The following is a 14,434-nucleotide window of genomic DNA, read 5'->3' on the forward strand; positions in this document are numbered from 1 at the left end:
CGCGCCGCCCCTGCGCGATAGTGTGAGGCCATGCACGTCGACGACGCCGCGCCATCTGCACTGCCGGGTACCGCCACTGCGGCTCCGGGCCACTCCAGGCAGGAACCCGGCTGGGTCCGGCACGCCATCGCCTGGCACGTCTACCCGCTGGGCGCCGTCGGCGCCGAGCCGCTGTGTCCGCCTGGAGACCCGCAGGACCCTGACTCGTCGGCCGGGTTGGTGGCCGATGAGCACCGCCTGGCGCGGCTCGTGCCCTGGCTGGACCACCTCATCACCCTGGGCGCCAATGTCCTGCTGCTCGGGCCGGTCTTCCACTCCATGTCCCACGGCTACGACACGGTTGACTACTACCACGTCGACCCCAGGCTGGGCACCAACGAGGACCTGAAAGTCCTCATCGACCAGGCCCATGCGCGCGGCATCAGGGTGGTCCTCGACGGCGTCTTCAACCACACCGGGATCGAGCACCCTTCCTTCGCCGGTCTGGCTCAGAGCGGCCCACGCTCGCCCGAGGCAGGGATGTACCGGCTTTCCTGGCCTGAGGGGAGCTGGGCGCCGGGCGCCGCCCCCAGTGACTACGCTCGCTTCGAGGGGCAGGAATGGCTGCCCGAGCTGGACCACACCAGCCCTGACGTGGTGGAGATGGTCAGCGAGGTGATGGAGCACTGGTGCGCTCTTGGGGTGGACGGGTGGCGGCTGGACGCTGCCTACGCCGTCCCGCCAGCCTTCTGGACCCAGGTCCTGCCCCGACTGCGCTCGCGCTTTCCTGAGGTGTATGTCTTCGGCGAGGTGATCCACGGCGACTACGCCCAGGTGGTCACGGACTCCGGCATGGACTCGGTTACCCAGTACGAGCTGTGGCAAGCGGTCTGGCACGGCCTGGCTGAGGAGAACTTCTACGAGCTCGACTGGTGCCTGGGCCGCCACGCCCACCTCCTGCCCGTCTTCGTGCCGGTCACCTTCCTCGGCAACCACGACACCACGCGCATCGCCAGCGCACTGGGCTGCCGTCCCGGTGGGGCGCGCCGGCTCGCCCACGCCGTCGCCCTGCTCATGACGCTGCCTGGCACGCCCGTTATCTACTACGGGGACGAGGAAGGGCTCGAGGGGGTCAAGGAGGAGAGGCTGGGAGGCGACGACGCGGTGCGCCCTGCGCTGCCGGCCGAGCCCTGGTCACGTCAGCCAGCCCTGCCCACCGGCCAGCGCCCAGGGGCTGAGGTTGAGGACCTCTACCGCCAGCTCATCGCGCTGCGCCGTCGCCTGTCCTGGCTCCATGACGCCGAGGTCACCACCGTGCACCTGGACAACCGGCTCCTCAGCCTCAGGCTGGCCCCCAGAGCCAAGGAGCCGGGAGGTCAGGATGCCGGCACCTCACCGACCTCGGTGGTCCTGGCCTTGTCCCTGGAGGAGCACGAGGCCTGGCTGCCCACCCGCGGCGCGCACACGGTCCTGGCCACGGACCGTCAAGCACCCGCCCCGCGCGCCGAGCGCGACGGCGTCGTCCTGCCACCGTGCGGATGGGCGGTGCTGGGCTGACCGGGCAGCATGCCCCGCCGTCGTCCCTGGTATCTCAGTTCAGCATCCCGAACAGGTCCTTGGGGTCGCTGGGCGCGGCGACGAGGTCGATCTCCTCGTAGAAGCGCTCTCCTCCCTGCTGCTTGAGGCAGTCCTCCAGGAAGACCAGGCCCGTGAAGTCCTCGACCGCGAAGCCGACGCCGTCGTAGACCGTGACCTGCTCGACGCTCGTGCGCCCTGGCTGAGCGCCTGCCAGCACCTCCCACAGCTCGGTGACCGGGTAGTGCGCCGGCTTGGCCTGGATCTCCCCCTCGATCCGGGTCTGCGGGGTGTGCTCGGTGAAGACCGGGCCCATGTCCAGGATGCCGGGGTCGAGCTCGGTCTTGCCCGGGCAGTCGCCCCCGATGGCGTTGAGGTGGACGCCGGGGCGGATGTCGTGGCGGGACAGGACCTGAGCGTTGCGCTTGTCCGCGGTACAGGTGGTGATGATGTCCGCCCCGGCCACGGCTTGGGAAGCCGAGTCGGCGATCTCGACCTCGATGTCGTAGGCGGCGAGGTTGCGGCGCAGCTTCTGGCTGGCCGCCGGGTCGACGTCGTAGACGCTCACCCGCTCGATCGGCCGCACGGCCCGGTTGGCCAGCACCTGGAACTCCGACTGCGAGCCGGCACCGATGAGGGCCAGGTGGCGCGAGTCCTGCCGGGCCAGCAGGCGGGTGACCATCCCAGAGGTTGCTGCGGTACGCAGGGCGGTGAGCAGAGTCATCTCCGCCAGCAGCCGCGGGTAGCCATTGTGGACGTCAGCCAGGACGCCGAAGGCGGTGACCGTCTGATATCCCCGAGCGGGGTTGGAAGGGTGGACGTTGACGAACTTGAAGGCGTAGGTCTGCCCGTCGCTGGTGGGCATGAGCTCGATGACGCCGATCTCGGAGTGCGAGGCCACACGCGGACGAAGCTCAAAGCTGTCCCACCGCCTGAAGTCCTTCTCCATCGCTTCGATCATGCCGGCCAGCAAGGTCTGCGGCCCGGTCTGCCTCATCCAACGAACCATGTGGGGAACGTCGACGAATCGCATCGTTACTCCTTGGAGCCACGGTCACCGCTGTCGCCCTCGCCCTCGTTGGCACCGACGAGCTGACCGTCATCTCGACTGTACGGGCCGGTGACCAAGCAGGCAACGTCTTTGACGGAGCTGATCTACTAGCCTGGCCGCATGACGACTTTTGGCTTCATCGGTGCGGGCAACATGGCGGGCGCGATCGTGCGTGGGGCGGTGGCAGCAGGCCTGACCCGCCGCGCTGACAAGGGCGGGGCGGGCCACCGAGTCCTGGTGACCTCTGCCCACGGCTCGGCGGCCCGGTTGGCGCAGCAGACCGGCGCTGAGCTCGTGGCGCAGGCCAGCGCGCTGGTCCAGGAGTCGGACGTCGTCGTCCTGGCCGTCAAGCCGCATGTGATCCCCGGAGTCCTGGAAGAGCTCAGTCAGGAGCTCGCAGCGAGCAAGCCCCTCGTGGTCTCCATCGCGGCGGGACTGAGCCTGGAGAAGCTGGAGGCGATGCTGCCCGCGGGCACCCGCGTGGTGCGAGCGATGCCGAATATGGCGGCAGCGGTGGGCGAGTCCATGACGGCGCTGGCGGCCGGGAGCGCAGCCGGCCAGGAGGATCTGGACATCGTCGAGGAGCTCATGGCGGCCGTCGGACGCACAGTGGTGCTTGCGGAGAAGGACTTCTCCGCCTTTATCGGGCTGGCTGGCTCCTCCCCCGCCTTCGTCTTCACCTTTATTGACGCCCTGGCACGTGCCGGCGTGCTGGGTGGGATCCCCAAGGCCCAGGCTGTCGAGATCGTCGCGCAAGCGGTGGCGGGCTCAGCCCGCACGGTCCAGGCGGAGGCGGAGCGGCGCGAGCGCGGCGAGGCAGGGCGGACGCCCGCCGACCTCGTTGACGCCGTGTGCTCGCCAGGCGGGACCACTGTGGCCGGGGTGGTCGCGATGGAGCAGGCAGGCTTCTCCTGCGCAGTCATTGAGGCCTTCCGTGCCACCGTGGCCCGGGACCGGGAGCTCGGGGCCTAGCCCTCCACCCGCATCAAGACCGCATCAAGACCGGGGTTTCCTGTGTGCAACCGGGGGCTACGCACCGTCTAGCCCCCGGTTCAGAACGCCACATCGCAGTGGCCCACCCAGCCCGTTTCTCTATCGTCGTTCCCACTTGCATTATGCAGACACCTTGCTAAACTCCCTTTCATTAAAGATGTGGTGCGGACCACTGACGTCACGCCACAAGAAAGGGCTCAAAGATGAGCACTCGCACCTCCTCAGATCAGCGAATTCGTCGGCGTACGGACGGACACTGCACCAGGGTCGACGCCGTCCTGGCAGCACTACGGCGCCACCAGACAACGACAGTCTCGCTCCTCGCTCAGGAGACCGGATACTCCCGCCCGACTGTCACCGCCACCCTTGACGAACTGTGCGCTAACAGCCTTGCCGAAGAAGCCTCACTCAGCGACCAGGGGGTAGGACGGCCCGCAACCTCTTGGCGCATCCGCCCAGATGCAGGAATCATCATCGGCGTCGACCTACTAGCCACCTCAATGCTCCTGGTTGTGGTCAACCTGCGAGGAGAGGTTCTCCTCGCCCACCAGTACACCCTGGACACCGACAATGCCGACCGCCGCCTGTCTCAGCTGAGCTCGTTCATCCACGAGGCTGCCCAGGCCCAGCAGGACTCAGGACGACTACTAGCGGTAGGCGTCTCAGCAACCGGCGTCGTCGACCCAGACGGCTCCATCGTCGCTTCTGACTTTGTCCCGGTGTGGTCCGGTTTTCCTCTTGCCGAACGCCTGGCCCAGGCTCTGGGCGTACAGGTCATAGTCGAGAACGACATCAATATGGCCGCCTTCGGCGAGTACACGTTGCGATACCAAGAACACCGGGTTGAAGCAGACTCGTGCCTGTTTCTGGTCCAGTTCACCCGGGGGCCCCGCACGGGGCTCATCCTCGACGGCCAGGTCCACCGCGGACGTCGTTGGAAAGCTGGAGAGATCTCCGAGCTCATCGATCTACGCACCGGCGACGAGCCAGATGAGGAGTGGATGTCGCGTACGGCCTTGGCCATCGCCACGGTCTCGGCAGTCCTCGATCCAGACATCGTCGTGCTCTCCGCCTCCAACGCCCATATGCGAGACGCCATCCTCCAAGTCATCCAGCGCCTAGACGATCTCCAGGGCAAGAACGGCTCACGAATCCGCCTAGAGCTAGCGGAGCTGGAGGGAGCCGGTTCTGTCATCGGCGCTATCCACACGGCGCTGGCAGCAGCAGGCACTATCCTGACCGGAGTCCTTTCTCCGACCCCTGTACATCTCACCGGTACCGCCAGCATCACGGCAGCCTCTATGAAGGGATCTCACAGTGTCATGAACCTGTTCCAATCGTCCAGCAAGCCAGAGACCTTACGCGCAGGCATCGTTGGCGTCGGCGCGCGCTCACGTTTTGCCCTAGCTTGCGAACGCCCAGAGAACAACGCGCACATCACCGCAGTGTGTGATCCCCACCCACTCGTGCGTGAGCGCGTGCGTGAGCGCCTTCGACGCGATCCGGACTCGCTATCGGTCACCAGCAGCGTCGAAGAACTCGTCAAGACCGGCATCGACATCGCCTTTGTCACCTCCCCTGACGACACCCACGCCTCGGTCACCTGCGACCTGCTCGAAGCAGGTATCCCGGTCTACCTGGAAAAGCCACTAGCCATCGATCTCGAGGGAGCCACCCGGATCCTCCAGACCGCCTATCGCACAGGCACAGGTCTGTACGTCGGACACAACATGCGGCACATGAACGTCGTGCGGTCCATGCGTGACATCATCCGCTCCGGCCGTATCGGCGAGGTCAAGGCCATATGGTGCCGCCACTTCGTCGGCCACGGCGGGGACTACTACTTCAAGGACTGGCACGCCGAACGAAGTCACGTCGGTGGTCTGCTGCTGCAGAAGGCCGCCCACGATATCGATGTCATGCACTGGCTCGCCGACTCTCACACAACCGAGGTAGTGGCTATGGGAGGCCTGACCCTCTACGACCAGGTCGCCAGCAGGGCGGACAACTCTGATGAGCTGATGAGCGACTGGTTCGCCACCAGCCACTGGCCTCCTCTCGCCCAGGAGCGGCTCAACCCGACCATCGACGTCGAAGACCTGTCGATGATGCTGATGCGTATGGAGTCCGGCGTCTACGCCTCCTACCAGCAGTGCCACTACACACCCGACTACTGGCGCAACTACACCGTGATCGGCACCGAGGGCCGGATCGAGAACTTCGGCGACGGCGAGGGCGGGCTCATCCGGCTATGGGCTTCGCGCTCGGACTACTCCCCTGACGGGGACACTTCCTTCCCCATCCTGGGAGATGCCGGCGGCCATAGCGATGCTGATGTCCTCACGGTCACCGAATTCATCCGATTCGTGCGCGATGGAGCGCCGACGGATACCTCACCGTTAGGCGCCTGGTACGCCGTCGCTGCAGGCATTCAGGCCACCGATTCCCTACGCCACGGGTCGCGCCCCGAGCAGATTCCACCCCTCCCTGACGACCTCATCAACTACTTCAACAACAACCAGCGCAAGCAGTCGTGAGCCTCCTGCCCACGACCTCATCACAGAACAAAGGAGTTCACCATGCGCACCATCTCCCGTCGCACCGCACTGGCCAGCGGCCTGGCAACCGGAGTCGCCCTCACCCTGGCTGCCTGTGGAGGAGGCGAGGACTCGGGCGGCTCTGACGGCAAGATCACGGGCAACCTAACCTTCTCCTTTTGGGACCAGAACCAGAAGGTGGCCATCGACCAGCACATCGCAGAGTTCGTCAAACTCCACCCCGAGGTCAGCATTACAACCTCGATCACGCCCTATTCACAGTACTGGACCAAGCTGCAGACCCAGGCCGAGGGGGACAATCTCCCAGATCTGTTCTGGATGAATGGTCCGCATATCGAGCTTTACGCATCCAACGGAATGCTGGAACCCCTGGACGACCTGGCTGATGTCTCATGGGACAACTACCCGCAGGCGTTGGTGGACCTCTACACGGTAGAGGACAAGCACTACGGCGTCCCCAAGGACTACGACACCGTCGCTGTGTTCTATAACAAGAAGCTCTTCGATGCCGCTGGGGTGGCCTACCCCCAGGAGGACTGGACCTGGGAGGACTTCACAACGACGGCGAACACCATCTCGACTGCTCTGAAGGACGACGGTGTCTACGGCGTTGCCACCGGCCTGGCTGGAGGACAGGAGGGCTGGTACAACACCGTCCATCAAGCAGGCGGCTTCATCATTGAGGATGGCAAGTCCGGCTACGACCACGATGCGTCGATCAAGGGGATCGAGTTCTGGAAAGAGCTCATCGCCTCAGGCGCCAGCCCGTCCCTGGAAGCGATGGCGGATACCAAGCCCAACGTCATGTTCGAGTCCGAGAAGGCAGCCATGATCTGGTCCGGAACCTGGATCGTCTCCGAGTTCGCCGAGAAACTGCCGAACAAGGACCACGTGGACATCGCGCCCCTGCCCAAGGGCGAGCAGCGCGCCTCGGTCATCCACGGTCTGACCACGGTCGTGGCAGCTGGCTCAGAGAACAAGGCGGCCGCCAAGGCTTTCGTCTCCTTCCTGGCACAGAAGGAGCAGCATCTGAGGGAAGCTGAACTAGGCATCGCCAACCCCGCCTTCAACGGCACACAGGAGACCTTCCAAGACTCCCAGCCTCAGTGGAACATGAAGGCATTTGCTGAAGCGGCCACTGACTATGCCGTGCCCTACCCGGTATCCAGGAACACCCAGGTGTGGAACGACTTCGAGGAGCAGCTCCTGCCTGATGCCTTCTCTGGCAAGCGGGACGTGTCTGAGGTCTGCAAGGAGCTCGCCGCCAAGATGAACGAAGCGCTGCAGTCGGAGTAACCCCATGCAGCGATCTCCCGAGCGGACCAGGACCAGGCCGCGCGGTCGGATCCACCTCGCTGAGGCGAGGACCGGAGCGCTATTCGTGCTTCCGGTCCTCGCCGGCGTGGCGGTGTTCTACCTCTACCCGATCCTGAAGAACTTCTATTCCTCTTTCACCCAGCCCAATGTCTTTGGCACCTCTTCCAAATTCGTCGGACTGGCTAACTACGAGAAGCTGGCGACCGACTCCGCCTTTGGCAACGCCACTGTCAACACCCTGACCTACACCGTGGTCCTCATGCTGGGGATCCCGATCGCAGTGATATTTGCGTCGCTGATCTCCAGGCCAGGGCTGCGCTTCGCCAAGCTCTATCGGATTGCTTTCTTCATGCCTTACATCGCAATGCCTACAGCAATCGCACTGGTATGGCGTCTGATGTTTAATGGGGACTTCGGAATTATCAATCAGGCCCTACGGAGCATTGGTATCTCTGATCCGCCCTACTGGACCTCCACACCCGGTTTTGCCATCGTGGCAGTGTCAATCGTAGGGATGTGGTCTTCCATTGGATTCAACATGATCATCCTGTCAGCCGGTCTGCAGGCAATTCCCTCCGAGCTCTACGAGGCAGCCTCGATCGATGGCGCCTCCCACTGGCGCCAGTTCCGTTCCATTACCGTCCCACTCCTCACTCCATCTATCTTCTTCCTCACGGTTATTCAGGCAATCAACGGGTTCCAGGTCTTCGACCTTCTCTTCGCCATGATGGGCTCAAACAATCCCGCTATGCCCCATACCCGCACCTTTGTCTACCTCTTCTACAACGAGGCCTTCATGGTCAACCACAAGGGGTATGCCGCGGCGATCGCGATGGCCATCCTGCTCGTCGTTGGAATCCTGACCGCGCTCCAGTTCAAGCTACAGAAGAAGTGGGTGCAGTATCTTGCCTAATCTGCCACTCAAGAAGGGCGCATTGACTCCCACCCGCAGGGTCAAGCGCAATGACACCTGGGCTCATATCGCACTGTGTCTGGCCTCGATCGTCATGGTCTTTCCCTTTATTTGGCAATTGATCATGTCGATCTCCACCAACTTTGAGATCCAAGCGGTTCCGGTCCGGTTCTTCCCGGAGACGCCGCAGTGGCACAACTACGTGGACGTCTTTACCAAGCTACCTTTCCTCAACCAGCTCGGAGTGTCCGTCCTGATCACAGTGATCCGTACCCTCGGCCAACTTATCCTGTGCTCGTTGGCCGGTTATGCCTTCGCCCGTCTGCGGTTTCCCTTTAAGGGAGCCATCCTTGCCCTCATCTTGGCCATCCTCATGGTGCCAGGCCAGGTCTACCTGATCCCGCAGTACCAGATCATCCAGGACCTCCATCTGCTGGAGACCCCCTGGGGCGTAGCACTGCCGGGTATCTTCTCTGCCTTCGGTACCTTCCTGATGCGTCAGTCCTTCATGTCACTGCCGCGTGAGCTGGAAGAGTCAGCACGTCTGGACGGGGCTTCCCCCTTCCAGACCTTCTGGAAGGTCATGCTGCCTCTGGCCCGCCCCGGCCTGTCCGCAGTTGCCATTACCACCGTCCTCTGGTCCTGGAATGACCTGCTGTGGCCTTTAGTTGTCACTACTCGTGAGACCTCGATGCCACTGAGCGCTGGAATTGCCACGCTGGCCGGCCGGACCCAGGTCGACTACTCGGTCATGATGGCGGCCTCGGTAATGGCCATGGCACCCGTTCTCATTCTGTTCCTCCTGCTGCAAAAGCGCGTCGTCGAGGGACTCGCCTTCTCTGGAATGAAAGGTTAATTCTCGTGATCTCTCTTGGAATCATTGGCACAGGCGGTATCGCCCGTGCCCATGCGCCGGGCTGGCTCGCCCACGCCCAAGCGATCTACCTGTACTCGCTTGAGGGTGCCGAGGAGTTCGCCCGTGAGCTGGAGCAGATGCAGGAGCGCAATCCTGGTCTGACCGGAGGACGGCACGTACCGATCCAGGTCTGCTCGCAACTGCCTGAGATGCTTGAGAGTGTGGAGGCCGTTGATATCTGTACACCCACGGACACCCACGCAGAGCTCGCTCGACAGGCGTTGGAGGCAGGACTCGATGTCCTGTGCGAGAAGCCGTTGGCGCGCACGCTAGACCAGGCTGAAGAGATCGCGTCCCTCGCTCATTCATGTCACCGCACGCTCTATCCCGCACACGTGGTGCGATTCTTCCCGGCCTACGTGCAGGCCAAGAAGGCGGTCGAGCGTGGTGAGATCGGGCAGCTGGCCGTCTGCAGGTTCCGTCGGGCTGGTTCTTACCCGAGCTGGTCCTCGTGGTTTGCTGATGAGGAACGTTCAGGTGGCCTTGTCATGGACCTCGCCATCCATGACCTGGATCAAGCCCTGTGGATTGCCGGACCGGTCGACACGGTCTACGCCACCCTGGCCCACGCTCAGGGCGAGGGCGATCTGCCCATCGAGATGCTTGACTGCACCCTGACACACTCTTCCGGCGCAGTCAGTCAGGTTCAAGCGATCTGGGGACCGCCGGGAATGCGGTTCACCACGGAGTTCTCCCTGGCAGGCACCACCGGCAAGCTCAGCTACGCCTCCGCCCACGACCTGCCCATCTCCACCAACGGCGGCAGCGACGGGGCTACCACGATCCCCTCGTCCTCAGGCCCTTCTCCGTACACCGCCGAGATCGAGGACTTCCTGGCCACCCGTGCGCACCACGACCATGAACCAGTCGTGAGCGCCATCGATGGAATCGCGGCGATCCGCCTTGCCCAGGCGGTGGCACGTTCTATCCAGACCAACAGCCCCGTGACCTGCCACAACCTGGAGGTGGCATGATGCCGCGTCAACTCAAGATTGCTGTCGCTTCCTTCGCTCATGTCCATGCTGCTGGATATGCCACGCTGCTGGCCTCCATGCCAGACGTCACGCTACTGTGTGCCGACCCGGATGGTGCACAGACCTCTGCCACTGAACCCGGGCAGCTGCGCGGCCGGGCACTAGCCGATCACCTGGGAGTCAGCTACGTCGACACCTATGAGGAGCTCTTCGCCTGGAAACCCGACGGAGTCATCATCTGCTCCGAGAACACCCGCCACGGTGAGCTCATCGAGATGGCCGCAGCGGCCGGTGTCCCCATGCTGTGCGAGAAACCGCTCGCGGTAACCCGCGCCGAGGCTCAGCGTTACACCGCCCTGGCTGCCGACGCCGGGGTCTTCCTCATGGTTGCCTACCCGGTACGCTTCGCGGCCGAGTTCCAGGACCTGGCCACCGCCATCAGGCGCAACGAGCTTGGCAGCGTCGTCGCCCTGAGCGGGACCAATAACGGCAAGATCCCAGTTGGTGACCGTCGTTGGTTCACTGATCCCAGGCTCGCAGGCGGTGGAGCACTCGTGGACCACACCGTCCACGTCGCCGACTTGGCCGACGCGCTGTTTGAGTCCGAGCCTGTCCGGGTCCGCGCGGTCTCCAACCAGATTCTCCACCGCGCCGTCCCCGGCGTCGATGCCGAGACGGCGGGCCTGGTTCAGGTCGAGTACGCCAACGGACTGAGCCTGAGCATCGACTGCTCGTGGAGCCAGCCCTCCCAGGCACCTGTGTGGGGGGGCCTCACGCTTGACGTGCTGACAACCACGACGCTCGCGCACATCGCGCCGTTCGGCCACGGGCTGTCTGGCATGACCGATGAGGGCAGGCGCGCGCTCTTCCTCGGATTCGGTGAGAACCTCGACGCCAAGATGATCGACGCGTTCAAGCGCGGGATCCGCGACGGGCACGCCCCCGTGCCTGACGGTGCTGCAGGGACCCGCACCGCGACGATCGTCGAGGCCGCCCTGATCTCGGCTGCATACCAAGGAGGTGTGGTCGACTGCGCGACCATGCAGGTCGTGTCCTCAGCCTCCTAGTCACAGGCAGAAGCCACGGGGCGGTTCGCCGGATTCTCTCCCGGTGGACCGTCCCGTGGCGTCATGTCACGCAGAACGTGGAGCTCAGCGCTTGGCCGGAGGCTCCCCCAGCTCGACGGCAGTGACCGTTACGGGAGCCGCCTGGACGGCCTCGTCCCCCTCCGCCGTCGTCCCGGCGGCCGACGGCGCGCCAGCCGCGACCTCGAAGGTACCGGTGACCTTGGCGGCCTCCAGCAGGTCAGCGCGCACGGCCTCCACCGCCGCGACCAGCTCCGGAGCCACGGTCAGGCTCGCCGAGAGGATCGGCGTCTTCTGACTGACCTTGGCCTCCGACTTCACCTTGCGCAGCGCCGCAAGCGCTACACCAGCATGCGCCACGAGCTCGGCGTCCGCCTCGCCGGCGCCCGCCCGCAGCCCCTCGGCGGTGGGCCAGGCAGCGCGGTGCACCGAACCGGTGCGGTACCAGGACCACACCTCCTCGGTGACGAAGGGCAGGAAGGGAGCGAACAGGCGCACAAAGGTGTCCACCGCAATAGCGAGGGTGGTGCGGGCCGAGGCCACCGCAGCGGCATCGTGCGTGCCCTCGAAGTCGTTGGCGCGGTCCTTGACCAGCTCGATGTAGTCGTCGCAGAAGGTCCAGAAGAAGGACTCCGTCGCCTCCAGCGCGCGAGCGTGCTCGTAGCGGTCGAAGGCAGCCGTCGCGGTGTCGACGACGCCAGCCAGCGCGGCCAGCACCGCCCGGTCAATCGGCTCGGTCACCTTAGTCACGTCCAGGCTCGGGGCTGGCACGGCAGCCAGCGTCGCCTCGTCAGCGTCCCACGGCACGCCCATCGACAGAGCGAACTTGGAGGCGTTGAGGACCTTGATCGCCAGGCGGCGGCCAACCTTGATCTGGGCCTCCTCGAAGGCCGGGTCCAGTCCCAGGCGGGCCGAAGCAGCCCAGTAGCGCACGGCGTCCGAACCGTACTTGTCCAGCAGACCCATGGGCGTGACCACATTGCCCTTGGACTTGGACATCTTCTTGTGGTCAGAGTCCAGGATCCACCCGGAGATGCCAGCGTGCTTCCAGGGCAGAGCGCCGAACTCCAGGTCAGCACGCACCACGGAGGAGAACAGCCAGGTACGGATGATGTCCTGGCCCTGCGGGCGCAGGTCCATGGGGTAGACACGAGCGAAGAGGTCCTCGTCCTCCAGCCAGCCCGAGACCAGCTGCGGGGACAGGGAGGAGGTGGCCCAGGTGTCCATGATGTCGAGCTCACCGACGAAGCCGCCGGGCACCCCACGCTGGTCCTCGGTGTAGCCGGGAGCCGGGTCAGAGGACGGGTCCACTGGCAGGGCGGACTCCTCAGGGGTGATGATCGCGTCGTAGTCGACCTCGCCGTCGGCGCCGACCTTGTACCACAGCGGGAAGGGGACGCCGAAGAAGCGCTGGCGGGAGATCAGCCAGTCGTTGTTCAGCCCCTTGACCCAGTTCTCGTAACGCACCCGCATGAAGTCGGGGTGGAAGTCGAGCTCCGCGCCGCGCTCCAGCAGCTCAGCGTTCAGGTCCTTACCGGTGGCCGGGTTGGTCCAGGCCTTGCCGCCGTTGCGGATGTACCACTGGCGAGAGGTGACGATCTCCAGGGGCTTGTCGCCCTTCTCGAAGAAGTTGGTCTGACGCACCGTCTTGGTGGGCTCGCCGCGCATCTCGCCGGTCGCCGTCAGCTCATCAACCAGGACCTTGCGAGCGGAGAAGGTGGTCTTGCCAGCCATCGCCTCATAGACCTCGCGGCCGTGGGCGTCGGTGATCCACTCGGGGGTCTCGGTCTCCAGGCGACCGTCCTTACGCAGGATCGCGCGCAGGGGCAGGTCGAGGTCACGCCACCAGTCGATGTCCGTGGTGTCACCGAAGGTACAGCACATGGCGATGCCGGCGCCCTTGTCCATCTCCGCCTCAGGGTGGGGCAGGACGGGGACCTCGACGCCGAAGACCGGGGAGGCGACGGTGGTACCGAACAGAGGCTTGAAGCGCTCGTCGTCAGGGTGGGCGATGAGGGCCACGCAGGCCGGCAGGAGCTCGGGTCTCGTGGTCTCGATGCAGATGTCCGCGGTACCGGCCGGGCCCTCCTCGATGGGGGCGCCGGCGTCCTTGGCGGCCTGGGCCGCGGCAGGGTCGACGACGTGGAAGGCCAGGCGGTGGTAGAAACCCGGGTACTCGCGCGACTCGAGCTCAGCCTGGGCGACGGCGGTCTGGAAGGTCACGTCCCACAGGCCAGGGGCCGCGGCCTGGTAGGCCTCGCCACGAGCGAGGTTGCGCAGGAAGGCGGCCTGAGCCACCTTGCGGGCCCGCACGCCGATGGTCTGGTAGTTCTGCTTCCAGTCAACCGACAGGCCGAGGTGACGCCACAGTGCCTCGAACTGAGCCTCGTCCTCAACAGTCAGGCGCTCGCACAGCTCGACGAAGTTACGTCGCGAGATCGGCACCTGGTCGGCAGCCTTGATGGACTTGCCCTCGCCACCGGCGTGCGGGGGGACGAAGTCGGAGTCGTAGGGCAGGGACGGGTCGCAGCGCACGCCGAAGTAGTTCTGCACGCGGCGCTCGGTGGGCAAGCCGTTGTCATCCCAGCCCATGGGGTAGAAGACGGACATGCCGCGCATGCGCTGGTAACGAGCGACGGTGTCAGTGTGGGTGTAGGAGAAGACGTGGCCCACGTGCAGGGAGCCGGAGACCGTGGGCGGCGGGGTGTCGATGGAGTAGACCTCATGACGCTCGGCGGAGCGGTCGAAGGCGTAGGTGCCGTCCTCCTCCCAGCGCTTGCCCCAGGCGGCCTCCAGACCGTCGGCGCTGACCTTGCTGGGGACTCGGGGGCTGTGGAGCTCGGAGGGGAGGATCCGCGGAGAGGGCTCAGTTCCAGACATGGCCCTGATTCTGTCATGGTCACCAGGGAGAGCCCCAAGCGGGCGGCGCTCCCGCCCTGTGAGGTGGGCTACGACGTCGCCCCGCGCCACGAGCATCCAGGCGACCTGGCATGGCGCACCGACGTCATCTGTCGACGTGCCCTCCTCCCCGACCAACGGCGTGCTCGCGCCATGGACCAGGCACAATAGAGCC

10 protein-coding genes are annotated in these 14,434 nt (G+C 65.0%); 8 read left to right on the forward strand and 2 right to left on the reverse strand.

Annotated elements, in window-relative coordinates:
- The first annotated feature begins 30 nt into the window (after positions 1 to 30).
- Positions 31 to 1,536 carry an alpha-amylase family protein gene (locus tag CYJ26_RS04915; RefSeq protein ID WP_101638057.1) on the forward strand — a complete coding sequence of 502 codons (1,506 nt, stop codon included), beginning with the start codon at positions 31 to 33 and terminating at the stop codon, positions 1,534 to 1,536.
- A gap of 34 nt (positions 1,537 to 1,570) precedes the next feature.
- Here the strand turns inward: CYJ26_RS04915 and CYJ26_RS04920 are convergent, their stop codons facing one another.
- On the reverse strand, positions 1,571 to 2,587 hold the full coding sequence (locus tag CYJ26_RS04920) for an ornithine cyclodeaminase (protein ID WP_101638058.1): 1,017 nt from the start codon (positions 2,585 to 2,587) through the stop codon (positions 1,571 to 1,573).
- A 138-nt stretch (positions 2,588 to 2,725) separates the two neighbouring features.
- Here CYJ26_RS04920 and proC point away from each other — a divergent pair, with 138 nt between their 5' ends.
- The 7 genes from proC to CYJ26_RS04955 all read left to right on the forward strand — a co-directional run bounded on the left by proC (position 2,726) and on the right by CYJ26_RS04955 (position 11,343).
- Positions 2,726 to 3,577, forward strand: a complete 852-nt coding sequence (proC, locus tag CYJ26_RS04925; protein ID WP_006548664.1) for a pyrroline-5-carboxylate reductase — start codon at positions 2,726 to 2,728, stop codon at positions 3,575 to 3,577.
- Between the two features lie 224 nt (positions 3,578 to 3,801).
- Entirely contained in the window at positions 3,802 to 6,135 is a 2,334-nt protein-coding gene (locus CYJ26_RS11185; RefSeq protein WP_101638059.1) for an ROK family protein, read from the forward strand.
- 42 nt (positions 6,136 to 6,177) lie between these two features.
- The gene (locus tag CYJ26_RS04935; RefSeq protein ID WP_101638060.1) at positions 6,178 to 7,452 is read left to right on the forward strand and encodes an ABC transporter substrate-binding protein; all 1,275 of its coding nucleotides are present in this window, start codon (positions 6,178 to 6,180) and stop codon (positions 7,450 to 7,452) included.
- Between the two features lie 85 nt (positions 7,453 to 7,537).
- On the forward strand, positions 7,538 to 8,386 hold the full coding sequence (locus tag CYJ26_RS04940; protein ID WP_034237265.1) for a carbohydrate ABC transporter permease: 849 nt from the start codon (positions 7,538 to 7,540) through the stop codon (positions 8,384 to 8,386).
- 22 nt (positions 8,387 to 8,408) lie between these two features.
- Positions 8,409 to 9,242 carry a carbohydrate ABC transporter permease gene (locus tag CYJ26_RS04945; protein WP_034237186.1) on the forward strand — a complete coding sequence of 278 codons (834 nt, stop codon included), beginning with the start codon at positions 8,409 to 8,411 and terminating at the stop codon, positions 9,240 to 9,242.
- Between the two features lie 5 nt (positions 9,243 to 9,247).
- Positions 9,248 to 10,276 carry a Gfo/Idh/MocA family protein gene (locus CYJ26_RS04950; protein ID WP_101638061.1) on the forward strand — a complete coding sequence of 343 codons (1,029 nt, stop codon included), beginning with the start codon at positions 9,248 to 9,250 and terminating at the stop codon, positions 10,274 to 10,276.
- Positions 10,273 to 11,343, forward strand: coding sequence for a Gfo/Idh/MocA family protein (locus CYJ26_RS04955; protein ID WP_034237184.1), 1,071 nt, complete (start codon positions 10,273 to 10,275; stop codon positions 11,341 to 11,343). The genes CYJ26_RS04950 and CYJ26_RS04955 overlap by 4 nt, the downstream gene beginning before the upstream one ends.
- Positions 11,344 to 11,427: 84 nt before the next feature.
- Here CYJ26_RS04955 and valS read toward each other — a convergent pair whose 3' ends face one another.
- The gene (gene valS / locus CYJ26_RS04960) at positions 11,428 to 14,241 is read right to left on the reverse strand and encodes a valine--tRNA ligase (RefSeq protein ID WP_101638062.1); all 2,814 of its coding nucleotides are present in this window, start codon (positions 14,239 to 14,241) and stop codon (positions 11,428 to 11,430) included.
- Positions 14,242 to 14,434 lie beyond the last annotated feature (193 nt).

Origin of the sequence: Actinomyces urogenitalis (assembly GCF_002861525.1) — a bacterium.
GTDB lineage: Bacteria > Actinomycetota > Actinomycetes > Actinomycetales > Actinomycetaceae > Actinomyces > Actinomyces urogenitalis.

What these genes read in the sequence shown, in the direction of transcription:
- CYJ26_RS04915 (WP_101638057.1), top strand. Translation starts at nt 31, where the DNA reads ATGCACGTCGACGACGCCGCGCCATCTGCACTGCCGGGTACCGCCACT.
- valS (WP_101638062.1), bottom strand. Translation starts at nt 14,241, where the DNA reads ATGTCTGGAACTGAGCCCTCTCCGCGGATCCTCCCCTCCGAGCTCCAC.
- CYJ26_RS04955 (WP_034237184.1), top strand. Translation starts at nt 10,273, where the DNA reads ATGATGCCGCGTCAACTCAAGATTGCTGTCGCTTCCTTCGCTCATGTC.
- proC (WP_006548664.1), top strand. Translation starts at nt 2,726, where the DNA reads ATGACGACTTTTGGCTTCATCGGTGCGGGCAACATGGCGGGCGCGATC.
- CYJ26_RS04920 (WP_101638058.1), bottom strand. Translation starts at nt 2,587, where the DNA reads ATGCGATTCGTCGACGTTCCCCACATGGTTCGTTGGATGAGGCAGACC.
- CYJ26_RS11185 (WP_101638059.1), top strand. Translation starts at nt 3,802, where the DNA reads ATGAGCACTCGCACCTCCTCAGATCAGCGAATTCGTCGGCGTACGGAC.
- CYJ26_RS04935 (WP_101638060.1), top strand. Translation starts at nt 6,178, where the DNA reads ATGCGCACCATCTCCCGTCGCACCGCACTGGCCAGCGGCCTGGCAACC.